This window comes from Nitrobacter sp., assembly GCF_051535235.1.
Lineage (GTDB): Bacteria > Pseudomonadota > Alphaproteobacteria > Rhizobiales > Xanthobacteraceae > Nitrobacter.
The window spans coordinates 223699-248116 of sequence record NZ_JBPPLZ010000005.1; the positions used below are offsets into that span (position 1 = coordinate 223699).

The 24418-nt window shown below is 62.1% G+C and carries 17 protein-coding genes; 6 read left to right on the top strand and 11 right to left on the bottom strand.

Annotation, left to right across the window (positions count from 1 at the left end; all coding sequences use genetic code 11):
- The first annotated feature begins 113 nt into the window (after positions 1–113).
- Positions 114–800 (top strand): DUF2147 domain-containing protein, encoded by a 687-nt coding sequence (locus ACS3WA_RS09485; protein WP_438278276.1) that lies wholly within the window; start codon positions 114–116, stop codon positions 798–800.
- Here the strand turns inward: ACS3WA_RS09485 and ACS3WA_RS09490 are convergent.
- Complete coding sequence (locus ACS3WA_RS09490; protein WP_438278277.1) at positions 753–3338, bottom strand: MMPL family transporter; 2586 nt, start codon at positions 3336–3338, stop codon at positions 753–755. The genes ACS3WA_RS09485 and ACS3WA_RS09490 overlap by 48 nt on opposite strands.
- Positions 3339–3801: 463 nt before the next feature.
- On the opposite strand from ACS3WA_RS09490, the gene ispH reads away from it, so the two are divergent.
- A complete protein-coding gene (gene ispH / locus ACS3WA_RS09495; RefSeq protein WP_438278308.1) occupies positions 3802–4728 on the top strand; it encodes a 4-hydroxy-3-methylbut-2-enyl diphosphate reductase in 927 nt (308 codons plus the stop codon).
- Positions 4729–4773: 45 nt separating this feature from the next.
- Entirely contained in the window at positions 4774–5943 is a 1170-nt protein-coding gene (gene hpnH, locus ACS3WA_RS09500) for an adenosyl-hopene transferase HpnH (protein WP_438278278.1), read from the top strand.
- Between the two features lie 312 nt (positions 5944–6255).
- On the opposite strand, the gene ACS3WA_RS09505 is transcribed toward hpnH, so the two are convergent.
- The 6 genes from ACS3WA_RS09505 to ACS3WA_RS09530 form a co-directional block, all read right to left on the bottom strand.
- Complete coding sequence (locus ACS3WA_RS09505; protein WP_438278279.1) at positions 6256–6990, bottom strand: phosphorylase; 735 nt, start codon at positions 6988–6990, stop codon at positions 6256–6258.
- On the bottom strand, positions 6987–8951 hold the full coding sequence (shc, locus tag ACS3WA_RS09510; protein ID WP_438278280.1) for a squalene--hopene cyclase: 1965 nt from the start codon (positions 8949–8951) through the stop codon (positions 6987–6989). Before shc ends, ACS3WA_RS09505 begins: the two co-directional genes overlap by 4 nt.
- Before the next feature lie 13 nt (positions 8952–8964).
- The gene (gene hpnE, locus ACS3WA_RS09515) at positions 8965–10218 is read right to left on the bottom strand and encodes a hydroxysqualene dehydroxylase HpnE (protein ID WP_438278281.1); all 1254 of its coding nucleotides are present in this window, start codon (positions 10216–10218) and stop codon (positions 8965–8967) included.
- Positions 10218–11054 carry a presqualene diphosphate synthase HpnD gene (hpnD, locus tag ACS3WA_RS09520; protein WP_438278282.1) on the bottom strand — a complete coding sequence of 279 codons (837 nt, stop codon included), beginning with the start codon at positions 11052–11054 and terminating at the stop codon, positions 10218–10220. Before hpnD ends, hpnE begins: the two co-directional genes overlap by 1 nt.
- Complete coding sequence (gene hpnC, locus ACS3WA_RS09525) at positions 11051–11929, bottom strand: squalene synthase HpnC (RefSeq protein ID WP_438278283.1); 879 nt, start codon at positions 11927–11929, stop codon at positions 11051–11053. Before hpnC ends, hpnD begins: the two co-directional genes overlap by 4 nt.
- Before the next feature lie 207 nt (positions 11930–12136).
- The gene (locus ACS3WA_RS09530) at positions 12137–12382 is read right to left on the bottom strand and encodes a cysteine rich repeat-containing protein (protein ID WP_438278284.1); all 246 of its coding nucleotides are present in this window, start codon (positions 12380–12382) and stop codon (positions 12137–12139) included.
- Between the two features lie 558 nt (positions 12383–12940).
- Here ACS3WA_RS09530 and ACS3WA_RS09535 point away from each other — a divergent pair.
- Positions 12941–13441 carry a hypothetical protein gene (locus ACS3WA_RS09535; RefSeq protein WP_438278285.1) on the top strand — a complete coding sequence of 167 codons (501 nt, stop codon included), beginning with the start codon at positions 12941–12943 and terminating at the stop codon, positions 13439–13441.
- Between the two features lie 94 nt (positions 13442–13535).
- On the opposite strand, the gene ACS3WA_RS09540 is transcribed toward ACS3WA_RS09535, so the two are convergent.
- The 4 genes from ACS3WA_RS09540 to ppc form a co-directional block, all read right to left on the bottom strand.
- Complete coding sequence (locus tag ACS3WA_RS09540; RefSeq protein ID WP_438278286.1) at positions 13536–15899, bottom strand: efflux RND transporter permease subunit; 2364 nt, start codon at positions 15897–15899, stop codon at positions 13536–13538.
- Between the two features lie 217 nt (positions 15900–16116).
- On the bottom strand, positions 16117–17700 hold the full coding sequence (locus ACS3WA_RS09545) for a B12-binding domain-containing radical SAM protein (RefSeq protein ID WP_438278287.1): 1584 nt from the start codon (positions 17698–17700) through the stop codon (positions 16117–16119).
- Positions 17701–18016: 316 nt separating this feature from the next.
- Positions 18017–19366 carry an amidase gene (locus ACS3WA_RS09550; protein WP_438278288.1) on the bottom strand — a complete coding sequence of 450 codons (1350 nt, stop codon included), beginning with the start codon at positions 19364–19366 and terminating at the stop codon, positions 18017–18019.
- 33 nt (positions 19367–19399) lie between these two features.
- Positions 19400–22186 (bottom strand): phosphoenolpyruvate carboxylase, encoded by a 2787-nt coding sequence (gene ppc, locus ACS3WA_RS09555; protein WP_438278289.1) that lies wholly within the window; start codon positions 22184–22186, stop codon positions 19400–19402.
- A 738-nt stretch (positions 22187–22924) separates the two neighbouring features.
- Between ppc and ACS3WA_RS09560 the strand changes: the two genes are divergently transcribed.
- Positions 22925–23140 carry a ferredoxin gene (locus ACS3WA_RS09560; RefSeq protein WP_438278290.1) on the top strand — a complete coding sequence of 72 codons (216 nt, stop codon included), beginning with the start codon at positions 22925–22927 and terminating at the stop codon, positions 23138–23140.
- A 70-nt stretch (positions 23141–23210) separates the two neighbouring features.
- On the top strand, positions 23211–24407 hold the full coding sequence (locus ACS3WA_RS09565; RefSeq protein ID WP_438278291.1) for a cytochrome P450: 1197 nt from the start codon (positions 23211–23213) through the stop codon (positions 24405–24407).
- Positions 24408–24418 lie beyond the last annotated feature (11 nt).

A 24418-nucleotide genomic window follows, 5' to 3' on the forward strand; every position in this document is an offset into this window, starting at 1 on the left:
TGATGGCGGTTTCGTCAACTGAAAAACATGAATCCGACAATTTGACTTTTCAACTGATCCCCGGCCCACTTAAGCACAGGCTTGAAGATATGTTTCAGCGCCCAGGACATACCATGCGTACTTTAAATTATTGCAGAATTCTCGCCACTACCTCTCTCGTCGCAGCGGCGCTGGTGACAGCGGGATTCGGACCAGCCGGAGCAGCCGATCCGACCGGCGACTGGCGCGTTGCCGACGGCGTCGCCAACATTCGCGTCGCCGAGTGCAACGGAGCGATGTGGGGGGTCGTTGCCTGGGAGAAACAGCCCGGCGGCGTCGACCAGAACAATCCGGACGTCGCGAAAAGGAGCCGGCCCACGCTCGGAATGCCAATTCTTCTGGATATGAAAAAGAAGAAGCCCGAGAAGGAGGAGTGGGACGGTCAGGTTTATAATGCCAAGGACGGCAAACTTTACGAGTCCTCGATCAAGCTTGCATCGCCCGATCAACTCGAGATTGAAGGCTGCGTGCTCGGTTTCCTGTGCGGCGGCGAAACCTGGACTCGCGTATCCGGCCCGATTCCCAGCAGTCCGTCCAACAATCCCGCCGGTCCCGCCAATCCTTCCGCAAGCAGCACTGCCAAGGGCGCGCCGAAAGCAGGCATGGCGAAGAGCTCGCCGCCGAAGGCCCAGGCCAGGACCACCGGTCAAAAGACAACGACGGCCGCTACGACGACCGCCACCTCGCCGGCCGATCCCGTGGGCGATATCTGTCTACTTCCCGACATCGCGGGGGCGGCCCATGAGCGCGGGCTGAAATAGTAGCACTGCTGCGAGCGTCGTGACGAGCGACAGCGCCAGCAGCTTGCCCATGCTCGCCGTGCCCGGATGGCTCGACAGCCACAGGCTGCCGAACGCGGTCGCGGTGGTCAGCGCGCTGAAAAAGATCGCCCGCGTCAGGCTCGATTGCAGCAGGTTGGTCCTGCCGGAACGCCAGGCGGTGACGTAGTATATCTTGAACGCCACGCCGACGCCGAGCAGCAGCGGCAGCGCGACGATGTTGGCGAAGTTGAGCGGAAGCCCGATCAGGACGCAGATCTCCAGCGTCACCGCCCCTGCGACCAGCAGCGGCACCAGCGTCAGCAACACGTCGGTGATTCGGCGCAGGGCCAGCCAGAGCAGGATGCTGATCGAGATCAGCGCCCACAGCCCGGCCTCGATAAATGCCTTTACGATGGTGTCGCCGGATTTGAGAATCGATACCGGTCCGCCGATCGCGGTCGGCTCGGCGGCGAGCACGGCGCTGGCAAACTTGCGCAGCGTATCATTGTTATCCGGATCGCCGCGCGGCAACGCTTCGACACGCATGACGCCGTCGCTCTTCCAGAGCTTCACGAAATCCGGCGGCAGGGATTTCAGGCTGATGGGTTCGGCCTTCAATGAGTTGCGGATCTGCTCGAACATCAGTTTGAGCGGTTCGACGAACATGGCTTGAACTTTTTCGCGCGTCGCCTCGTTCGACTCGGCCAACCGGGTGAGATCGTCGGCCAGCCGCTTCGCGGCCGCAGCGCCCGGCCCCTGATTGCTGCCGGCGGCCTTGCGCAGGCTGTCGGCGGCCTCCTTCAGCGCGCTGACATTCTCCTCGTCGGAGGGCGGCGGGTCGATCGAATCCGGATTGAGCGCGGGACCGAGAACCTTGGCGCCCTGCGCGATCAGCTTGAGCTTCTCCGGCTGGTCGGCCGGGACAAAGCTGTCGAGACCTCTCGTGCGTGCGACTTCAGGCACCTTGGCGAGCCGGGCCTCGACCTGCTTTGCCTCCTGCTCTGACTTGACCATCACGTTGATGGCGTTCGCGCCGGTCTCCGGATCTTTCCGCAAATCCAGATACGTCGCGATCGATTCGACTTTCGCGCTCCTCAGGTGAATCGGATTGAAATCGAACCGCAGGAAGTAGAGCGCGGGTGATCCGAGAATCACGACCGCGAGCGTACCGACGATGATCGCCACGCGATGCTTTTCGAGAAAATGATCGAGCGGCGCCAGAAACGCGTAGCCGACCGGATCTTTCTCACCAGGCGGATTCAGAAGACGCAGCAACGCCGGGAGCACGGTGATGCTTGCGAGAAAGGCGACCAGCATGCCGACGCCGGCGATCTTGCCGAGTTCCGAAACACCCTTGTAATCGGTCGGCAGGAACGACAGAAAGCCCGCCGCGGTCGCCATCGCCGCCAGCGACAGCGGCACCGCCGAACGCTTCGCCGCTATCAGCAGCGCGGCGTCCAGATCGTCGGTCTTGAAGCGTTCGGAGCGGTAGCGGACGCTGTACTGGATGCCGAAATCGACGCCCAGTCCGACAAACAGAACGGCGAACGCGATCGACAGAAGATTGAGCGATGTCACCATCATGAGGCCGAGCGCCGTCGTGATCGCGAGGCCAATGAACAGCGTCACGAACACCGCGAAGATGATCTTCGGCGAGCGCAGCGCCAGCCAGAGAATCACCAGCACCACCAGCACCGTGCCGATGCCGTTGACGACCGCGCCCTCCTGCACGGTGGCGAATTCCTCGTTGGCGATGGGAACCGGCCCGGTCAGGCGGACGCGGGCGTCGAACTTGCCGGCGAGATCCAGATCCGTGGCGGCTTGACGGATCGCGTCGGTGGCATCCTTGCCGGGTTCCAGCGCGTTGAAATCGAGGTACGGCTTGACCTGGATCAGCGTGCGGCGATCGGAATCGGTCAGTGGCTTGTCGCTGGCCAGTTCACGCCAGGAAAAAGTGCCCTTCCCTTTGGTCAGGACGTCCTCGATGCTCTGGGCGATCTCCGAGAACGGTCGCGCCGTGCTGTCCAGCGCGAACTGACCCCGCTTCAGGCCCACGAGCGCCGTTTCGAGCGCCCCTGTCAGCCCGCGCAGACTCGGATCGCCGGCCATGATCTCAACAAGCGGCGCGGCCTCGCTGAATTGACCGGTGATCTGCCTGACCTCGTCGGTCGGCAGGAAAAGCAGGCCGTTTCGTTCAAAAAACGGACCGCCGCCGAGTTGCTGAACGGCTTCGAAATGATTGTGGTCGCTGGCGAGCTTCGCCGTCAGCATGGCGCCGGCTGCCCCCGCAAACTCGGCAGTCGGGGCCTCCACGACCGCAAGGATCAGCCTTTCCTGGTCGAAGGCCTTCTCAAAAGCGATGTCGCGTTGCCGCCAATCGAGGTTGGGCGAGATCAACCTATTGATATCAGTATTGATTTCAAAATTTCTCGCGGTATAAAAGACCGCTCCGGCCGCCAGCACGATCGCGATCAAAGCGGTAGCCAGGGCAAATCGTATACAAGTCTTAACGATTGAAACAACAATACCTGTCAGCACGTTCTTTCTTTCTGCTACCGCAATACGTAAAAGGCACGGAATTCCGGTCCGATTCTTCCGCCTGATCTAGTGGTTTTGTACCCTGTTGTCTTCAGAAGCTTGGACAAAGTGGCCACGGTTGATTGGGGAATGATTGCCGGAGGATTCGGCTTTCGGTCGGTCGCCTTGATATAAGGCCGCCGGGTGGATGACAAAGTGACGAACGGGTGAGGCTTCGAAGCCGAGGCTGTATCATAATACCGGAATTGGCTTTCCGGCACGGATGCAGCGGCCAAACGTCAGCTTTGGGGCTTTTTTGCCCGGATTCATGCCCCTGTAAGTCATAGCGAGTTCCCGGGACACGCCCGTTAGATTAAACACCTGTGACTTTTCTTGAAGACAAGTGTGATTTTAAGAAGAAAACGATCGGACTATATGGAGCTGGGTATAATGCATAAGGTGCAAATTGACTGACGTTCGCCCAATTGAAATTCTTCTGGCTCAGCCGCGCGGATTCTGCGCGGGGGTGGTGCGCGCGATCGAGATCGTAGAGCGCGCTCTGGAGAAGTACGGAGCGCCGGTATACGTCCGCCACGAGATCGTTCACAACAAGTACGTCGTTGAAGGCCTGAAGAACAAGGGCGCGATCTTCGTTGAGGACCTGTCCGAGGTTCCGCCGAAAGCCGTCACCGTGTTCAGCGCTCACGGCGTCGCGCGCAGCGTGGAAGAAGAGGCCGCCACGCGCGGTTTGCCGGTGCTCAATGCCACCTGCCCGCTCGTCAGCAAGGTCCACAACCAGGGCAAGCGCTACGTATCAAAGGGACGGACGCTGATTTTGATCGGCCACGCCGGCCATCCCGAGGTCGAGGGAACCATGGGACAGGTTCCCGGCCCGGTTCTGCTGGTTCAGGACGTCGATGACGTTGCAGCCTTGACGTTGCCCGCAGACACCCCGGTCGCCTATATCACGCAAACGACGCTCAGCGTCGACGACACCAAGGACATCATCCTCGCGCTCCAGCAGCGTTTTACGGATATCCAGGGCCCTGACACACGGGATATCTGCTATGCAACGCAGAACCGGCAATCTGCGGTCAGAGATCTCAGCAAGCTGGTAGATGTCATCCTTGTCGTCGGAGCAACCAATAGTTCAAATTCTAATCGGTTGCGCGAAATCGGCACCGAAGTCGGCGTTGCGAGTTATCTCATCTCCGACGGAAGCGAACTCAACGCGGAGTGGGTGAAGGACGCGAAAACCGTGGGCATCACCGCCGGCGCATCGGCGCCGGAAGTGCTTGTCGATGACGTCATCGAGGCCTTGAGGCGCATAGGGCCGGTGGCTGTGTCGGTGCTGCCGGGGCGCGAAGAAAACATCGAATTCCGGCTTCCATCCGAACTCACCTCAGCCTGATCCCTTTCAAATTTCAGACTGGTAACTCCAGAAAGAACACTTGTGATGGCAATACCGTTTTTTAAGGAACTGAAGATCGGCGGTTATCTGATCAAGCAGAAGCTGATGGGCCGCAAGCGCTATCCACTGGTGCTGATGCTCGAGCCGCTGTTTCGCTGCAATCTCGCCTGCGCCGGATGCGGCAAGATCGACTATCCCGATGCGATCCTCAACCGTCGCATGACCGCTCAGGAATGCTGGGACGCGGCCGAGGAATGCGGCGCGCCGATGGTGGCCATTCCCGGCGGCGAGCCGTTGATCCATAAGGAGATCGGCGAGATCGTGCGCGGACTTGTCGCGCGCAAGAAGTTCGTCTCGCTCTGCACCAACGCGCTGCTGCTGGAGAAAAAGCTCGATCTGTTCGAGCCTTCCCCGTACCTGTTCTTCTCGGTCCATCTCGATGGCCTGCGCGAGCATCACGACAAGTCGGTGTGTCAGGATGGCGTGTTCGACCGCGCGGTCTCCGCCATCAAGGCGGCGAAGGCGAAAGGCTTTACCGTCAACGTGAACGCCACGATCTTCGACAATTATCCAGCCGAAGAGATCGCAAAATTCCTCGACTTCACGGCCGAGCTTGGCGTCGGCGTCTCGATGTCGCCAGGCTACGCCTACGAACGCGCGCCCGATCAGGAGCACTTCCTGAACCGCACCAAGACCAAGACGCTGTTCCGCGACGTCTTCGCGCGCGGCAAGGGCAAGAAGTGGAACTTCATGCACTCCGGCCTGTTCCTCGACTTTCTCGCCGGCAATCAGGAATATCACTGCACACCGTGGGGGATGCCCGCGCGCAACATCTTCGGCTGGCAGAAACCCTGCTATCTGCTCGGCGAGGGCTACACCAAGACCTTCAAGGAATTGATGGAGACCACCGACTGGGACAGCTACGGCACCGGCAAGTACGAAAAGTGCGCCAACTGCATGGCGCATTGCGGTTATGAGCCGACCGCGGCCACAGCGGCGCTGAACAATCCGATCAAGACGATGTGGGTGGCACTGCGTGGGGTCCGGACCACGGGTCCCATGGCGCCCGAGATCGATCTTACCAAGCAGCGTCCGGCGCAGTACATCTTTGCCGAGCAGGTGCAGAAGAAGCTGTCGGAGATCCGCAAGGACGAAGCGGCGGCCGCCGCCGCCAAACAAGCGGCCAAGGAGCAGAAGGCTTCCACCGCGGCCTAGAACGTTTCACGTTTTGACAGAAACGCAGTGACTTGACGTCATTGCGAGCGAAGCGAAGCAATCCAGCCTTCTTCTGGATTGCTTCGGCGCGATGCGCCTCGCAATGACAGCACTTGATCCCATGTAACGATGAATGGCTATAGCTTATTGATTCTTCACGCGCGAACCGGATTCCATCTTCGGGTGAAGCCCGAAGGACATGCTTCGCTCGAAAACGCCATAGACGTGGATGCCCGGCATAAAGCCGGGCATGACGGGTTGCTCCAAACGAAACCTGCTCTAGAATCGTAGTCTTGCGAATCCGCAGCGCCGTCAAATGTCCGCCGGGACGAGGCTCCCGCCCCCCAGCAGAAAGCCGCGGCAGCCGCGCAGGGAGCGCAGCGCCCGATTGAAATCCATTCCGGTGGACACCAGCGCCCGCAAGGTCAACGGATTCCGTGCAAGGCCACCGATCACCTTCTTCAGGTCGATGTTGCCGTTCGGCTTGATGGCGCTGCGGGCAATCGCCGGCAGCGCGCGCGTCGCCGGATCGCTGATCACGCGCAGTGCGGCAAAGGGAAGACCCGCTTTCGTGGCATAGGCGGCTGCGATATGGCTTTCCATGTCGACCGCAGAGGCGCCGGTCTCGGCATGGAGCGCCGCCTTGCCAGCCTGTCCCACCACGACCTGTTCGACGCCGGCAAGCCCGGCGCGCACCACTTTCTGACCGCCAAGGCCGGAGCCATCAATCAGTTCCTCGCTGAGGGCGAGGCCAGCCTCCCAGCGCGAGACACCGTCCACGACGTCGGTGGCGACCACGACATCTCCGGACTCCAGGGACGGACAGAGCCCGCCGGCGACACCGAAGCTGATGACGCCGCGAACTGTGGCCGGATCGAAGCTCGCGAGAAGCGTGCGCAACTGCCGGGGATTGCTGCTGCTGCAAATGACAGTCATGCCCGGCCCCGCGGCAATGCGGGCTTCCTGAACCAGACCGGTCACGATCAATACCGGCCGCGGGTCAAAGCCATCACCCGCGGATATGTCGGTCGCCGCCCCCAAATTCACATCCCGACCCCTACCACCTTGCTGTTGGTGCTTCTCAAATTCCGATACCGCGCCAGCGCCCAGAGCGGGAAGAACTTGGAGTAGCCATGGTACCGCAGATAAAACACCCGTGGGAACCCCGTGGCCGTGTAACGCTGCTCATCCCACAGTCCTTTTTTGGTCTGTGTGTCTATTAGGTACTTGATTCCCCGAGCCACAGCCACATTTTCGACTTCACCCGCGGCCATCAGGGCAAGCAGTGCCCAGGACGTTTGCGAGGCCGTGGTCGGCGCGCCCTCGAACCCCTTGTAGTCCAGCCGGTAACTGACGGCATCTTCGCCCCAGCCGCCATCAGCGTTCTGAATCGACACCAGCCAGTCCACCGCCTTGCGTATCGCGGGATCCTTGCGATCGACGCCGGCGGCGTTGAGCGCACAGAGCACCGACCAGGTGCCGTAGATGTAGTTCAGGCCCCAGCGGCCGTACCAGGACCCCTCCTTGAGCTGGGTCCGGCGCAGATAGTCGACGCCGGCCGCCATGGTTGGGCTGTCCTGAACGGTCTCGCCAAGCTGCGCCAGCATCGAGACGCATCGCGCGGTGACGTCCTCGGTGGGCGGATCGAGCAGCGCGGCATGGTCGGAGAACGGGATGTTGTTGAGATAGTATTCGAGATTGTCGGCATCGAACGCCGCAAAGCCGCCGTCGCGGCTCTGCATGCCCTCGATCCACTCGCGGCCGCGCGCGATCGCCTCGTCGTACCTGTCGATCTGGTCGTTGCGACGCACCCGGTCCATCGCCATCACCACGACCGCGGTGTCGTCGAGATCGGGATAGTGGGCATTGGCGTACTGGAACGCCCAGCCGCCCGGCCGAACCTCTGGACGTTTCACAGCCCAGTCGCCCCTGAGATCGAGTTCCTGCTTCGGAAGCAGCCAGTCGAGGGCCTTGCCGGCGCTGGCCAGCGAGTCCGGCCCGCCCGCTTCGAGCAGCGCGTGAGCGGCAAGCGCAGTATCCCAGATCGGCGACACGCAGGGCTGGCAGTAGGCCTCCTCCTCGCCGATCACCAGAAGCTTGTCGATTCCACGCCGCGTTATCGCGCGCGGCGGATGCTCGGGCGGAAACCCCAACGCATCATACATCATCACCGTATTGACCATCGGCGGGAAGATCGCGCCGAGACCATCCTCGCCGTTGAGGCGCTCCTCGACGAAGGCGATCGCCTTTTTCATCGCGCGCGCGCGCAGCCGCTTGGGAAACGCCGGCTCGATCGTCCGCAAGATCCGGTCGATTCCGCTGAACAACGCAAACCAGGCCGGGCTTTGATGGGGGGCCCGCTTCGGCGTGCCGACCGTGGCCGGATCCTGAAGGAACAATTCGCGGATGCCAACGCCACGCGGGTTGCGCGCGCGCGGCTTCAACGCTGCCAGCACCATCAGCGGCACCATGGTGGTGCGCGCCCAGTAGGAGATCTTGTTGAGATGGAACGGCGACCAAATCGGCAGCAGCATGATCTCGACCGGAAGAACCGGAACGCTGCGCCATGTCAGCACTTCGAAGAACGAAAGCAGGAAGCGCGTGAAGACGTTCACATTGGCCGCGCCGCCGCGTGACAGGATCGCCTCCCGCGCGCGCGCCATGTGCGGCGCATCGACGGAATCGCCGATCATCTTCAGCGCGAAGTAGGCTTTCACGCTGGCGCTCATGTCGAAGGGACCGTCGTGCACCAGCGGCCAGCCGCCATGGCTGCCCTGGATACGGCGGAGGTAGACCGCGATCCTGGCTTCCAGCGCCGCATCGACCGGCTCGCCGAGATAGTGGCGCAGCAGGACGTATTCGGACGGGATGGTGGCGTCGGCCTCCAGTTCGAACACGAAATGACCGTCCGACTGTTTGAGGTTCAGAAGACCCCGCGTGGCGGCGCCGATGCTGCTTCCGAGAGCGGCCTCGTCGATCGGCGCGGCTGTGGCATTCACGGAGTTCATGACGGCTGACGTCTCAGATTCCATGGCTTTTCAGAACGTGATCGGCAGCGCGGTTTCCGGAGCGGACCGATCCCTCGATGGTGGCGGGCAACCCCGTATCAGTCCAGTCACCGGCGAGGAACAGGTTTTTCCACTCCGTCAGCGCCCCCGGACGCAGGGCATTCTGCTCGGGCGAGGCCTCGAAGGTGGCGCGGCGCTCGCGCACGATCTGCCAGGCGGGCATCTCGGCTTCGATGCCGGCGACCGCGCAGATGTCCTTCCAGATGGCCCGCGCCAGTTCCTCGCGCGGCATATCCACCAGCCGGTCGCCGCCGCTGATGGTGATGGAGAGACGGTCCGGAAACGCGAACAACCACTCGATCAGGCCGTTCACGACGCCGATCATCGGCGGAAGGTGCGTCGGCGGAACAAAGCGGAAGTGCGCGTTGACAATGGCGCGAAATTTCGTCGGCACGCTCACGCCGGGCAGCAGCGCGGCCGCAGACCGCGGCGGCACCGCCATGACGACGGCGTCGTCAGGAGCGAGCGCGATGGTCTGATCGCCAAGCGCGAGCGCGGTGACCTGACCGTTCGCCATGGTGAACTGCCGCACTTCATGGCCGACATCGACACTGCCGCCTTTGGCGCGAATGTAATCCACCGCCGGCTCGATCAGTACCCGGCTCAGGCCGTCGCGCGCGATCAGCGGACGGCACGCCTGACCGCCCGCCAGCAAGGTTTCGCGAATGATCGCGCCGGCAAGACCTGCCGCGCCGTCCGGCGGATGGATATTGAGCGCCGCAAGCAGCAGCGGCAGCACCAGCCGCTTGTAAAGCACGCCTTCGCACTTGATGACGTCGCCGACGCGGATGCGGCTATTAGCCCAGGTCAGCGGCGCAAGCGCAAAGTAATCGGCGGGTGACGTGTCGGGCACCCTGCGGTCGGCATCGAAAATCCAGAACGGGACGCGTCCATCGTTGATCCGCAGCTTCCAGCGCTTATTGGCGCCGAGATCGACAAACTCGAATTCAGCCTTCGGCGGCCCCTGCAGCCCGGCCTCGGTGCCGATCCTGCGCGCATAGGCCAGCACGCCGTGATTGCCGGACAGCACCAGATGGTTGCCGTTATCGATCGTGAGATTGGTCGCGCCGTCGAAATAGGAGCGGCAACGCCCGCCAACCTGTTGCGCCGCCTCATGCACCCGCACCAGACAGCCGGCGTCAGCCAGACGCACGGCTGCGGAAAGACCGGAAATGCCGGCGCCGACGATGTGAACGGTCCTTTGCATCAGATCAACGCGTACCGGAGAACGATGGCAATCTTCGCCGCCTGGCTCAGGTGAACCGGCGAGCGCGGGAGCTGAAAACCGCGATGCTCCAGCAGTTCCAGAATGGCGTGATAATATCTCGACATGATGCGGGGCGCGCGCACGGCCCGGCGCGGGTTGCGGTTCATGATCTCGTCCGCTTCGACAAAATGCTCCTGCGCCCGCGTCACCAGCGGCGCACAGACCTCCGGCAGCGCCGGATGCGAAATCACGGCGGCCGGATCGGAACTGTCGATGCCGGCGCGCAGCAGGCCCTGGCGCGGCAGGTACAGCCGTCCCAGCGCCGCATCTTCATCGACATCGCGCAGGATATTGGTCAACTGCAACGCGCGGCCGAGATGGTGTCCGAGCAGGATACCGTCCTGCTCGGGCAATCCGAACACGCGAACCGACAGCCGGCCGACCGCGCTCGCGACCCGATCGCAATACAGGTCGAGCGTGGCCTCGTCGGGTGCGCGGATATCCGCGAGCACATCCATTTCCATGCCGTCGATGACGGCGAGAAAATCCTCGCGCCGCAGCCCGAATGCGCTGACGGAGGCCGCATAGTCGCGCAACCGCTCCGGCGCCTGTCCCCGATAGAGCGCGTCGATGTCGTCGCGCCATTGCTGGAGCGCCGCCAGCCGTTCCGGCCGCGGGCTATCGGAATCGGCGATGTCGTCGACATAGCGGCAGAACGTGTAGATCTGGAACATCGCCTCGCGTTGCGCGCGCGGCAGGATGCGCATCGCCGCGTAGAACGAACTGCTGGACGCAGTCGCACCGGAACTTGCGTCGGCTGCCGTTTCGATCGTCATGCGCCGGCCGCCGGGGTCGACATCGGTCGACGCCGCATCGAGCGCCGAAGCATCTCCACGGTGATGCCGGCGACACTGTAGCCGAGCAGTTGCAGCGGCTTCAGATGAACCGTCTCGCTCAAGGGATCGCGCACTTTCAAGAGCGCGACGATCCGGTCGGCGAACATCTGAATCACGCCGACTTCAAGCCCGAGCCGGATGTCCCTGATCTCCGCCGCAAGCGGCCGACCCTCATGGAGCAGCGCTTCGGTCCGCGCGGCCAGGGCGTGCAGGCATTGCAAAAGCGCAGGCGTCGCCTTGTCACCGCCGAGCATCTCCACCGAGGCGCCGGATGCGGCGAGCGCATCGCGCGGCAGATAGACGCGGTTGAGGTTCCGGTAGTCCTTGGCGCAGTCCTGAAGATGGTTGTTGATCTGCAGGCCGGCGCACAGCGCATCGGAAGCGGCCCAGGTCGACGTGTTCTCGCCATGGACGTCGAGCATGAACCGTCCGACCGGCATCGCCGAATAACGGCAATAGTCGATCACGTCATCCCAGGTCTCGTAGCGCAGCTTCGTGACATCCATCCGGAACGCCCTCAGCACATCGATCGCGTGGCGCGGCGGCATCGATCGTTGAGCAAGCGCATTCCGAAGATTGACGGCTTCCGGCTGGGTATCCCCCTGCCCCAGGAGTTCGCTCTCGAACAGATCGAGCCAGACGAGTTTGTCCTTTTCGCCGAGTTCGGCGTGATCGGCAATGTCGTCCGCAGTCCGGACGAAATTATAGAAGGCGAGAATCAACGCGCGGTGACGCGGGTGAATGATCCACGACGCGACCGGAAAATTCTCGTCGCGGTGGGTCTTTCCGGATCGCAGTTGGTTCGCGGTAGGCATCGGGATCGGCTACGCTGATCTGGATCGCAATTGGGTCTCCCGCCATTCCCGAATGCCGGACAGGCGGGATTGCTCGCGCACCCCATATAGGGGAAACCGCGAGCTAAACCAATGCTATCTTTCGCCTTTTAGCCAATACTCACCTGCTGCCAGGGCGGCAAACCGCCGCCGGCCGGGATAACGGGTTTCACTGCTTTGCGCAGCGATTTACTGGCCGTGGTTCAGCAGGACCTGGTTGCAGGCCTTCGTCAATTTCACACGGTTCTCCTGCAGACAGGCCAGGATGGTGAAATCGCCCTGATCCATCACCTTGCGGCAGAAACGGCTGACGTCCCGAGAACAAGCGCGCTGTTCCTCTTCGGTCCCGCTGTGCGTTTGTCCCTGGACCTGGGCCATCGTTACGGTCGAACCGAATGTCAAAAGCAGAGCGAATGATAGAAAAATCTTGGACATCGTATTCCTTCATTACAGCGGCAGAAAATTCGATCCTGGGCACGCTTGGCCGCGTCCCAGAGGACTGTCTTTGCAAACGGCGGAGAGCGACTGCGTCGCCGGCCCGTATCGATACTCATACCTGACAAGACCGCAAGAGCGCATGCGGCCGCTTCATCCATCGGCTGCACATACACCGATGATACCCAGCATATTCGCTGTTTCAAAAGCACGGTGAAATGCGGCTAAATTTGTAGCGGTCTCGCGTTGCCTCAGGCCGCTTCACAGTTTTTCAGATAACTATATCTAACACGCTGAAATATATCGACTAAAGTACAACAAGCGAATCGACGCATAATTGTGCGGCGAATCCGCCATGACGTTTGTTCTTCAGGGGCGCATCTCCTCGGTTCTCGCGAGGATTCATATCTGGAAATAAGGAACTGCGGCAGCCACTTGCAGAAGTCCAAGAGACCATCAGCTATGTATCGGGGTTGAACCCTTGCATGCCAAGACAACACTAAGAGCTTGGTGCGGCACGAGACTTCATCGCCTGAGCACCTTTTATGGAAACCCGCTATGAAACTGTTTGCCTCCAGGCTGATTCGGAAGTCGACGATTGCAGCCGGCGTTATCGCCGGCCTCACGCTATCCGCCTCGACGAGTTTCGCCCAGAATGCTCCGTTTGCCGGCTTCGCAGGAAACTGGTCGGGCAAAGGCATGGTGACGCTATCTGACGGATCGAAAGAAAATATTCGCTGCAGGGCGTCCTACAGGGTGAACGTCACAGGCACGGCGCTGAAACAGAACCTGCGTTGTGCCAGCGACAGCTACCAGTTCGATCTCTCCAGCGACGTGGTCAGCGAAGGCTCCCAACTTACCGGGACCTGGAGCGAAGCCAGCCGCAATCTCTTCGGCTCCGTGCGCGGCCGCGCCAGCGACGGTGAGATTGAGGTGTTCGTCGAAGCAGCGGGCTTTGCCGCCAACCTGACGTTGCGTACCCGCGGCAACAAGCAATCGGTCTCGATCGCCTCGAAGGGCGAAATCAGGAACGTGTCCATCACCATGACGCGTGGCTGACGCGAGGGAAAGAGCGCGCGGCGCGAGGTGCCCCGCAAACGGGCTGCGCCGCCGGTGGTCTGTCTCCGGTTGCCGATGTCGCTGCCTGATCTGCTTATTTTGCCGGATTCGCCTGGCGGCGACGTAACCTTTCCGCAAAGGTGATCAGCCACATCGCCGTCGGGCGCAGGATCAGGAAGTCCGCGACCAGGGCTGCGACCATGGCGAAGGCACTGAGCCAGCCGAACAGGCGCAACGACGGCAGATCGGAGAACACCGTCACCACCAGGCCGCATGCCAGCACAACAGTGGTCAGGATCAGCGCCGGCCCCATCAGCACCGTCGCGCGCTCGACCGCCTCCCCCGCACTGACGCCCGGCTTGCTCTCGGATCGCAGGCGATTGAGGAAGTGAATGGTCGCACTGAGCCCGAGGCCGAATGACACCGTGAGCGCCACCACGCTCGCGAATTGCAGCCCCTCCCCGAGCGCCCACAGCACCGTCCCGGACAGCACGACCGGGAAAATCCCCGGCAGGATGCAGGCGAACATCACGACCACCGATCGGAACGCGAGCCCGATGAACACGGCGACCAGCGCGAACTCGATCGTCAGACCGTGGTTGAGCTTCTCGATCATGCTTGCGCTGTTGCGCGCGGCGATGGCGGACAGGCCGGTGACCGCGATCTCGTAACCGGGATGCGCCTTCCGGACTGCGTCCATGGCGTGGTCGAGTTTTTCCACAACCGGCAGAATCTGGCTCGAATCGCGGTCGGGCACGCGGCCGGACACCACGACCGCCGTCTGGTCTTTAGAGATAAAGCGGCGCACCAGATGCTTGGGAAGGAGGTCGACATATTCCTTGAGCGTCGCCACGTCGTCGGTGTGGGCTTTCTCCGCAAGCCAGCGGCGCAAGGTTTCCAGCGACCAGACGTTGCCGACGCCGGCCTGCTCCTCGACCAGCTTATGAACCTCGGCGATGGTGGCAAGCGTCTGCGGCGAATACAGCGTTTCGCCCTTGGGAAATTCGATCAGGACGTCGATCGGGTTGGCGCCGGTGAGTTTCGCGTCGAGGCGGCCGCTCGCCGCCACCGCCTGCTGCTTGTCCGGAACCTGATCCGCGAGCCGATAGCGCGGCTCCAGATTGGCGTAGACCACAGCCAGTCCGCCGACCACCAGCAGGGCAAGCAGGCTGAAGAGCCCGGGACGCCCCACCATCCGTACCGCGATCCAGGCGCAAAAGCGGCGCAGCGCCTGCACGCCTGCATCCGCGGTTTTGAACTTTTCCGAGAAGCGCTGCTCGTTGCGCACCAGAAGAACGCCGAACACCGGCACCAGCAACAGCACGGCGAGCAGCGCGATGATCGTCGCCAGCAAACCGGCCTCCCCGAAGCTGCGGATCAGGTCCGAGTTCGAGAACTGCAACGCGATAAAGGAAATTCCCGCGGTCGCGTGGGTCAGCACGCAGGCCGGGCCGACCACGAGGACGGCGTTGCGGAAGGCGGAATACTTGTCTTCGCCGGCGATCAGGCGGTCGCGCGCCGCGAACGTCAACTGCATCGAATCGGAGAAACTGATGACCATGATGAGCGGCGTCATCACGTTGAGGAACATGTTGAGGCTGAAATTGGCCCAGCCCAGCACGCCCAGCGCCAGCAGGATCGCAAGCAGCGGCGGAAATGCCGCAACGACCATGAAGGATACCTTGCGGAAAAACACGATGGCGATCAGACAACCCGCCAGAATGCCGGCGACGTTGTAGATGATGCCGTCGCGTTCCACGGCGTTGCGGATCTCAAGCTGCATGACCGGCACGCCGGAAAGCTCCTTGGTGAGCCCGGTACCAGCGAGATCATCGTTCATGACCTTGCGAATCTCGCCGACCGTCGTTTTCAGCTTGCTGTCGCTGACGATCGACGGCTCAAGCGACAGCACGACCAGCGCGAGCGTGCCGTCCTCCGACAGCAGCTTGCCGCGAATGATCTCATTGGATTTCACGGTCTCGATGAACTTGTCGTAGTCCGCTCCCTGCGGCAATTCGGACGGAAACAGCGCCGCCGGCAGCTTGCCGGGTTCGGGCGCCTGACGCGCCGAGAACAACGAGATCAGACCGCGCACGCCATCGACCAGTTGCAGGTCGGTGACCATATCGCGCAGCTTTTCAAGGTTGTCGCGCTTGAGCAGCGTCTTGCCCTCGACCACGACCAGCACGTCGAACTCGGTCGACGGGAAGCGCTTGGTCACTTCCTCGTACTGATGATACTCCTTGGTGTCGGAGCGGAACAACTGGCTGAGCGAATCGTCGATCTTGATTCGGTGGATTCCGAACAACGCGCCGACGACCAAAGCCAGCAGGATGATGCAGGACAGAATCGGCGCGCGTCCCGCGATCAGGCCGACCCGTTCGAGTCCGAAGGCGATGCTGGACGAGCGGCCGGTCGGAGCGACCGTATCGGCAGCATCCGGATTTCGCTCGAGCATGCGCTGTCCCCGTCGTGACGGTCTAGTGAAGTGAATGTGACATTTGGAGCGAACCCGAAATCCGGCGGGCTGCTCGCGCTTTAATCATTGACCGCACGCATAAATTTCCGGCGCAAGGTTTAGCGGTTTCCCGAGTGGACTACAAGCAAGAGCAATCGCCGCACTGGCCCTCCCGCCGGCTGCCTCCATGACTGGCCCGGCCTCCGTGATTTCCCGTCTATTCCGCGGGAACAGAGGCTTCCTGCAACTTCAGCGAATAATAGGAGGCGTTGGTTTTGCCGCGCGAGGCGGAGCGCGCGAACACGATGAGGTGATGGGCCACGAGGATCGAACTGAGGAGATACTCGATCTCGCCGCGTGCCAGCCGGCGCAGCGCGAATTTCCAGAATGCACGCTTGTAGTCGCCGCGCACGCCGACCCTCCAGAAGACGTTTCGCAGCATGGTCAGGCCGAGCTTGATATTGCGCCACGACCGCTGCTGAGGCGTCCGCGGTTGAATCCGCTTCGGATAGGTTTCGCGGATCTGGTACTCGTAGCGTTCCAGAACTTTCTCGGGTTGATAGGCACGGCCCATGCAGTCGCGCCACGTTCCCACGACGTGGTCGTAGGGCAGGCGGAAATCGACGTTGGAATCGCGGTTCTCATCCTCGATCAGTCGATTCTCGCGCTGGAGACGATCCCACAGCGGCGTCTTCGGCAGCGCCTGCAGGAGATTGATCGTCAGGAGCGGGATCTGCGATTGATCGATGAAGTCGAGCAGATGCCGCCCGGTCTCGGGCTTGTCGGTATCGAGCCCGAGGATAATTCCTGACACCACTTCCATGCCGTAATCGTTCAGCGTCTTGATCGCTTCCATGATGGGAACCATCATGTTGTGATCCTTGTGCATCGCCTTCAGCGCCACCGGATCCGGAGTCTCGATGCCGCAGAAGATGGTCGCGAAGAACGCCTCGCGCATTTGCGACAAAATCTCCGGGCGCTTGGCGATATTGAGCGTCGCCTCGCAGGAGAAGCGCAGGACAAAGCCGGTCCTCTTTTGCCACGCGATCAGGTGCGGCAAAAGGTCCAGCGCGGCCTTGCGATTGCCGATGAAATTGTCGTCGACGAAATAGACCGAGCCGCTGATGCCACATTCCAGCAGCTTGTCGAGCTCGCGCGTGATCTGTCCGGGAGTTTTGAGGCGCGGATTGCGGCCGTAAAGAACCGGAATGTCGCAGAACTCGCACTGGTACGGGCAGCCGCTGGAATACTGGATGCTTCCCAGGAAATAATGTTTGATATCGGCGAGCTCGTAGGCGGGGATCGGAAACTTGTCCATGGCCAGCCGATCCACGGTCTTGAGCACGACCTGGTGATCCGGCCGCGATGGATCGCGCGCCAGACGTCGGATCAATTCGTCCGTGGCATCGCCGAGTTCGCCGACGTGAAGGTAGTCGAATGATGGGTAATAGTCGGGACAGGCGCTGACCGACGGGCCGCCGATCGCGACCGGCAGGTCAAAGGCGTGAGCGCGGCGGCAGATATCGTTCATCTGCTGGCGCTGGATGTGCATGCCGCTGACGAGAACGGCTTCGGCCCATTCGAAATCCTCGTCTGTGGCTGCGCGAATGTTCTCGTCGATGAAGCGGACTTTCCAGTCGGCGGGCAGATAGGCGGCAATCAACAGCAACCCCTGCGGCGGCATGAAGGCCTGCACGCCCGCGGTCAGGGGATAGGCATGCTCGAACGTGCCGAACGACGACGTGTAGCGAGGAAAAACGCAAAGAATGCGTCGCATGCCGTCCTGACCGATGCCCCTCATCGCGCCTCCCCGCTGTGCAAATGTGGGAACTCCTACTAACCTCCGACGCTGGCAATGGTTCCGGATCACGAACGGGACCGCGTCCCGCTTTTGCCCCGATACGCACCCCGCGAGGCTGGCGGGAGGTCCTCTGAGTCTGTTTGGAAAGTCACCGGGCATCTCCCGGCCGTTCCACCGACGCAGCGCAGCGTGAAACGGTGCGCTGCTGAGCCGGGGTCTTTTGCGAGGTTATCTGCAACGATCCCGGGTCTGCGCAGCGTCACTTCGTGCCGCAGCGCGCCCGGGACACCGGAAAAGCAAACTTCTCAAACAGGCTCTAAGTGCGAATAATTGACTCGATACTCGCCGCGAGTTCAAAAATCCGGCGATCCGAGCCGCCGGCCGCGGCCAACATCAGGCCCGCCGGCGCGTCGCCCTCGCGATGACACGGCAGCGAAATCGCGCAGCCATCGACAGTGTTGATCAGCGCGCAGTTGCGCAGTGACAGCATGTTGGCTCTCGTGTAGGCCGCATCGCCGGCGAGATCGGCGATCACCGGCGGCGTCATCGCCACCGTCGGCGCGACCAGCGCATCATACGACGCGACGCGGTGCTCGAAGCCCGCGATGATCGCGCGGCGCATGGCGAGCAGATCGACATAATCGGCGGCGCTGAGGCTTTCGCCGCGCCGGATGCGGCTGATGACGCGGGGATCGTAGAGCTGCCCTTTCCTTGCGATCAGCGCGCGGTGCCAGGCCCAGCTTTCCGCCGCCGAGAACCCGCCGCCGACATTCAGCGATGCAATGTCGGCGAATTCGGGGACGGCCATGCGTTCGATCACGGCGCCCGCGCCGGCAAGCCGGTCCAGCGCACGCTCGAAGGCGCGTGCCACCGCGCTGTCCAGGTCGTCCAGCATCACCGTTGTCGGCACCGCGAGACGCAGGCCCTTTGCCGGACGCGGCGCAACCGGCACAATCGCTTCGTCCGCCAGCACCGCGTCCATTACCGCGCAGCAACCGACCGAACGCGCGATCGGCCCGTAGCTGTCCAGCGTGACCGACAGCGGAATGCCGCCGTCGAGCGGTATCCGGCGCGCGGTCGGCTTGTAGCCCACGATGCCGCAATAGGCCGCCGGAATGCGGCACGAGCCGCCGGTGTCGGTGCCGAGCGCACCGTGCGCCATGCCATCGGTGATCGAGACCGCCGCGCCCGACGACGATCCGCCCGGCACGTGGCCGACGTCGCGCCGCCAGGGATTTTTCGGCGTGCCGTAATGCGGATTGATGCCGAGTCCCGAATAGGCGAATTCCGTCATGTTGGTGCGCCCGATCACCACGAAGCCGGCGCGGCGCAGACGCGCCACGACCGCCGCATCCTTCGCTGCCGGAGGCCTGTCGTCGAGCGCGCGGGAGCCGGCGCGCGATACCTGTCCCTTGATGTCGAACAGGTCCTTGATCGAAACCGGAATGCCGGCGAAAGGCGACGGCGCGGCATTGGCCGTGCGCAGTCTGTCCATGGCCTCGGCGGCGGCCATCGCGCCCTCCGCATCGACATGAATGAACACACGGGCGCCCTCGCCCGCTCTGTCGGCGATTTTCGCAAGGCACTCGTCGACGAGCTTACGTGCCGAGGTGCGCCCCGCCGCGAGATCGGCGGCGAGCGAAGCCAGGGTCGAATGATCGGACATTGGCGAACCCTCGCGAGACGGAGCGATCGTATCCTAACCGCTATTGCGCAGGCCCGCGGAAATTCCGTTGATGGTGAGTTGGATGCCGCGCAGCACCTGCTCGTCGCCTTTCTGCGCGCGATGGTCTTTCAACAATTCGACCTGCACATGATTAAGCGGATCGAGATAGGGAAAGCGGTTGCGAATCGAACGTTCAAGCAGCGGATTGCCGGCGAGCAGCCGCTCCTGCCCCATGATGATAAGCAGCATGTCGATGGTGAGATGCCACTCGCGGCGAATGCGCCCGAAGATGGTCGCGCGCAACGTTGCGTCGGGGACCAGATCGGCATAGCGCGACGCGATCGCGATCGAGCTTTTCGCGAGCACCATATCCATGTTGGAAAGCAACATGCGGAAGAACGGCCACTCGCCATAGAGTTCCTGCAAAAACGCCATACCCTTGTCGGGATGATCCGCTATCCAGGATTCAACGGCGCTGCCGAACCCGTACCAGCCCGGCAGCATCAGCCGACATTGCGCCCAACTGAACACCCACGGGATTGCCCGGAGGTCCTCGATCCGCCGCGTCTTTTTGCGCGAGGCCGGCCGGCTGCCAATATTCAACGTCGAGATCTCGTTGATGACGGTGGAGGCCCAGAAATAGTCCTCGAAGCCCGGCGTCTCGTAAACAAGATTACGGTAGGCCGCGAAGGCGCGCGACGAGAGCGACTCCATGGCATCGAGATATTCAAGGCTCGGCGCGCTCTGCCGCGGCTGCAACAGGCTTGCCTCCAGCGTCGCGGCGGCGAGGATCTCCAGATTGCTGCGGCCGACCTCGGCGTTGGAATATTTGCTGGAGATGATTTCGCCCTGTTCGGTGATCCTGATCTGGCCGTTTACCGCGCCGCCCGGCTGGGCAAGGATGGCGTCGTAGCTCGGGCCGCCGCCGCGCCCGACCGAGCCGCCCCGGCCGTGAAACAAGCGCAACCGCACATGGTGGCGCTCGAACACCTCGACGAGGCCGATCTCGGCCTTGTAAAGCTCCCATCCCGACGTGACGAAGCCGCCGTCCTTGTTGCTGTCGGAATAGCCGAGCATCACCTCCTGCAGGCTTCCGCGACTGTCCACCAGCGCCCGGTATTCCGGAAGCGACAACAGGCGGTCCATGATGCCGGCGCAGGCCTGCAAGTCGTCGATGGTCTCGAACAGCGGCACGATGTTGATGGCACTGTGGCCGCTGGGGTCGATAAGATCGGCTTCCTTCAGCAGCAATGCAACCTCGAGCAGGTCGGAAACGCCCTCGCTCATCGAGACGATGCATTGAGGAATCGCGGCGGGACCAAACATCTCGTGCGCCTCCGCCGCGGCATGAAACACCGCGAGTTCGCCCCGTGTCTCCTCGCTGTATGTGATGAAGGGCGATGTCAACGGTCGCGTGCTGCGCAGTTCCCGCAACAGCACGACGATCCGCGCCTCCTCGTCCAGGTCCAGATAGGAGGTGTCCGGCGTCGCGGCGCCAAGCAGTTCGGCGATGGTACGCTCGTGAACGGTGGAGTTCTGCCGCAGGTCGAGACAGGCAAGGTGAAAACCGAAGCAGTCGGCAGCGCGGCGCAGATGGCGCAGCCGTCCCCGCGCGATCACCTCCGACTTGTTCTGAGTCAGCGAGCGATGGAGAACATCGAGGTCGGCGCTGAATTCGGCGACGCTCTCATAAGGCGGCGAATTGCCGTATCGCGGGCGCAGCGTGTCCGCCTTCAGCTTAACGGCCGTGGCCGATAGCCGCGCATAAATGCCTGATACCGCGAGGCGGTAGGGCTCGCCGCGGCGATGCGGCGAGGTGTCGGCCGATCGTTCGGCGAGAGTGCGCAATTCCGGCGAGACATTTGTGAGATCGGCCGCCAGCGACAGTTCGCGGCCGAGTTCGTGCAGTTCGTCGAGGTAGTGGCGCAGGATCCGCGAGGCCTGCATCCGCAGGGTGCCGCGCAGGACGTCTGCAGTCACAAACGGATTGCCGTCGCGGTCGCCGCCGATCCAGCTTCCGATCCGCAGGAACGAGGCCATCTCGTGCGAGATGCCGCCATCGCCATCCTGCAGGCGGTCTTCCAGCACGCAATGCAATCGCGGCACTTCGCGCAGGAAAGTATAGTCGTAGAACGACAGCCCGTTGGCGACCTCGTCGAGTACCGTAAGTTTTGTCCGCCGCAACAGATTGGTATGCCACAATGTCAAAACGGCGCGGCGCAATTGTTCCTCGCTGGCCTCGAATTCCTCCGGGGTAAGCTGCATCCGATCGCGCCGATCAAGCACAGCAGCAACTTCCATCTCGCGGTCGATCGCGCTCTTGCGGCGAACCTCTGTCGGGTGCGCGGTCAGCACGGGACTCACCAGGGCGTTGTCGAAGAAAACCCGCAACTCGGCGCCGCTGAAACCCGCCAAATGCGCGCGAGCGAGCGTGTAAGCCAGCCTGCCCTCGTGCTGCACACCGTCCACGAGGGTCTGGCTGCGCATCTGGCGGATGTTGTTCTGATCTTCGGCGATATTGGCGAGATGCGAGAAATAGCTGAAGGCACGGACGACGAGCACGGTCTCATCGGCCGACATGCCGTCGAGGATGGCCTCCAACTCCCGCCGCGCCGGCTTGTCGTCATCGCGGTGAAAGCGGATCGAGGTCTGGCGGATGCGTTCGACCAGATCGAACACGGCTTCCCCTTCCTGATCGCGCACGGTATCGCCGAGAATGCGCCCGAGCAGCCGAATATCATCGCGCAGCCGAGCATCGAGTGCAGCGGCGTCAGATTCCGGCTGACCTGCACGAGGTAACGGCATGATCTGACTGGACATCGCGTGCTCCTGAAACTCCGGGCCCTTCAGTCGCAATTTTCTTGCTGCGACGCAAGAAACAGCAGTCGACGATGCACAAAAGATGAACGGTCCCCTCCAGGCAAACGCCGAACGATTTCCGCGGCTCGTGGCCGCTGGATCGACCGCCGTGCATGCTGCCGGACTACGATGCCACAAGACACGTATTCATACATGATAAGCGCAATATTCTCGCATTTGTTGTTAATAATACTGATGCTTGTGGGCATTCGAGGCCAAAGTCAAACACGGCTCCGAGCGTCTCGCGGGCTGGCTAAGTCCTGGCGGTTGCGCGCCAGTAGATCCGTCACGGCGCGGTCGGCGGCGCGCATGGCACACTTGCAGAGACGAGGCACAATTGCTGCGCACTCACGAGCGGGCAACTCGATTTCATGCGGGAGCTATAGCCCCGGCTGTTAACACCGGGTCGAATGTTCGAGCGCAGTTACCGGACGATGACTCACATCCACCAGCAGAGTCTGAACCGCGTTCGATCGACGTCCGATTTCCTCGTTGAGAAAGCAAATACGCGGTGATCGAGCTTCCGGCCTGGCATGCGCGGCAAGGCGGCATTGCACCGACCACCGAACGTCTCCGACTATGTCCGGATGATCTCTGTATAAACGCATGCATAACCCAGCCGGCAGTGGCACTGTACTGACGGAGCGGCTATCCTCATCAAGGCCGATCAATCGCAGTCATCTCAGAGGACGACCCTTCATGTCCAGCTCTGGCACCCTCAGAATTCGCGTCGATTCGGACAAATGCCAAGGGAACGCACGATGCAAGTCGCTGGCGCCCGAACTTTTCGAACTCGACGAATGGGGCTACGCCCGCGAGATCGGCGACGGCACCGTCCCGGCCGGGCTTGAGGACAAGGCGTGGCTCGCGCAGGCCAATTGTCCGGAAATCGCGATCGCGATTGTCGAAGAATGAAATCGGATTTTAGCAATTTTTAAGCGCCGTCGGTCAGGCGTAGACGGCGGCGATTGCCTGGAGGAATTCGATGTCCAACCCTGCACCCGTTACCGACTGGGTTCACGATTTCGACCATACCGACCCGACCTGGACCGAAAATCCATACCCGATCTGGGACGAACTGCGCGTCAAATGTCCCGTCGCCCACACCAACCGCTTTCTCGGCGTCTACCTTCCCACCACCTATGAGGCGGTGAAGGAAATTTGCTACGACACCGACCATTTCTCGTCGCGCCGCGTGGTGGTGCGCAGCGTTCGCCCCGAGCCGCCGCCGCCCGCGCCACCCATCACATCGGACCCGCCCGAGCACAAGCGCGCCAAGCAGATCCTGCTGCCGCTTTTCATGCCGGAGGAGGTGAAAAAGCTGGAGCCGCGCGTTCGCGCAATCTGCAACGAGCTGATCGACAGCTTCATCAATGACGAGGGCTGCGACGCCGCGGCGCGTTACACGAAATACGTGCCGATCCGTGCCGTCACCAACATGTTCGGTATTCCGGAAACGGACGGTGACCTTTTCATCAAATGGATTCACGAGATCCTTGAACTGGGCCTTCACGACGACGCCGTGGTGATGAAGGCGGTCCAGGAAATGATGGCTTATTTCACCGGCCACATCGAGGCGCGAAAGAAGCATCCGACCGACGACCTGATCTCGACATTGATGAATGCGCGGACCGAGGAGGGACAGCCGCTGACGGACATGCATGTGCAGGGAGCGTTGCGGTTGCTGCTGGTCGCCAGCATCGACACCACGTGGAGCGCGATCGGTTCCTCGCTCTGGCATCTGGCGAAGACGCCGGCGGACCGCGCGCGTCTGATCGCGGAGCCTGAGCTTCTTCCGACCGCGATCGAGGAATTTCTGCGTGCCTTTTCGCCGGCATCGTCGGGCCGCGAGGTCATGAAGGAAACCACCGTCAGCGGCTGCCCGGTGAAGCCGGGCAACATGGTGCTGCTGGCATTTCCGGCCGCCAATCGCGATCCGACAGTCTTTCCAGACGCCGACAAGGTCATCATTGACCGCAAGGACAACCGTCACATCGCTTTTGGCGTCGGCATTCACCGCTGCGTCGGCTCCCATCTGGCCCGCATGGAGATGCTCGTTGCGATCGAGGAGTGGCTGAAGCGCATTCCGGATTTCCGGCTTGATCCGTCTCGCCCGACGACATGGTCTGAAGGAAGCTTGCGCGGCCCACGCCAGCTCCCGCTGCTGTTCGGAAAAAGTTGACGTTGCCGGCC

Coding starts and splice junctions, on each gene's coding strand:
- hpnE (WP_438278281.1), bottom strand. CDS start 10,218: ATGCAAAGGACCGTTCACATCGTCGGCGCCGGCATTTCCGGTCTTTCC.
- ACS3WA_RS09530 (WP_438278284.1), bottom strand. CDS start 12,382: ATGTCCAAGATTTTTCTATCATTCGCTCTGCTTTTGACATTCGGTTCG.
- ACS3WA_RS09560 (WP_438278290.1), top strand. CDS start 22,925: ATGTCCAGCTCTGGCACCCTCAGAATTCGCGTCGATTCGGACAAATGC.
- ACS3WA_RS09550 (WP_438278288.1), bottom strand. CDS start 19,366: ATGTCCGATCATTCGACCCTGGCTTCGCTCGCCGCCGATCTCGCGGCG.
- hpnD (WP_438278282.1), bottom strand. CDS start 11,054: ATGACGATCGAAACGGCAGCCGACGCAAGTTCCGGTGCGACTGCGTCC.
- shc (WP_438278280.1), bottom strand. CDS start 8,951: ATGAACTCCGTGAATGCCACAGCCGCGCCGATCGACGAGGCCGCTCTC.
- ACS3WA_RS09535 (WP_438278285.1), top strand. CDS start 12,941: ATGAAACTGTTTGCCTCCAGGCTGATTCGGAAGTCGACGATTGCAGCC.
- hpnC (WP_438278283.1), bottom strand. CDS start 11,929: ATGCCTACCGCGAACCAACTGCGATCCGGAAAGACCCACCGCGACGAG.
- ppc (WP_438278289.1), bottom strand. CDS start 22,186: ATGTCCAGTCAGATCATGCCGTTACCTCGTGCAGGTCAGCCGGAATCT.
- ACS3WA_RS09485 (WP_438278276.1), top strand. CDS start 114: ATGCGTACTTTAAATTATTGCAGAATTCTCGCCACTACCTCTCTCGTC.
- hpnH (WP_438278278.1), top strand. CDS start 4,774: ATGGCAATACCGTTTTTTAAGGAACTGAAGATCGGCGGTTATCTGATC.
- ACS3WA_RS09545 (WP_438278287.1), bottom strand. CDS start 17,700: ATGAGGGGCATCGGTCAGGACGGCATGCGACGCATTCTTTGCGTTTTT.
- ACS3WA_RS09565 (WP_438278291.1), top strand. CDS start 23,211: ATGTCCAACCCTGCACCCGTTACCGACTGGGTTCACGATTTCGACCAT.
- ACS3WA_RS09540 (WP_438278286.1), bottom strand. CDS start 15,899: ATGCTCGAGCGAAATCCGGATGCTGCCGATACGGTCGCTCCGACCGGC.